Below are 659 nucleotides of genomic sequence, written 5' to 3'. Positions count from 1 at the left end.
GCGCCACTTTCAAGATCACGCACGTAGTAGTCGTTTAGGAACTGGTCCATCCGACCGAATGAAACAGAGTGGCCATTCGATTCAATTTGCAACATCAACTGCACAACATAGCTCAGTTGCAGAGCTTGCCAGAAGTTGGTTGGCGCATGGAAAGCCACATGACGACAGTTTTCTGCGATTGTCTCCAGTTCCGCTTTCCTCTCTGGTCGCGTTTCGTTTTGTGCCATTTCCAGAGCGAGATCAGCGTAACTCACCATGTGCTCCTGAATCGCAAGCAAGACAATTTCGACGGACTTATAAAACTGCTCTTTCTTCAATCCTTCATACGTCGACACGTCGTTATTAGCGCGATGCTGACGAACCTCATCCAGCAGACCGTTCATACCGATCTTCAGGATTTTTTCGTTATCCACTGCAAGGTGCGCGTCGCCCGAAGTCATGTTGCCTTCGGCTTTAATGATGGTGCTGGCTAAGATCTCTTGCTGCTCGTCGGTAAAGAGTCCATAGCAGCGATCTTGAACCGTTTTACCGCGCCAGTATGGCGTAATGGCGTGAATGCTTTGTTTGTCTTCTTCACTTACCGCAAAACCAGCCCCAGGACGGTCGGCTAGCTCATCAATTTCCGCTTCAATCCAACGCACTGTGTATTCTGGGAAAAT

Annotated in this window: 1 protein-coding gene; it reads right to left on the bottom strand. The window is 49.0% G+C overall.

The window, feature by feature from the left end:
* The coding region (locus R7E78_RS27345) for a pyruvate formate lyase family protein (RefSeq protein WP_318058781.1) at positions 1-659 on the bottom strand (659 nt) is incomplete at both ends.

Source organism: Vibrio sp. YT-19(2023), from assembly GCF_033337395.1.
This window is presented reverse-complemented; position numbering and strand designations above follow the sequence as displayed.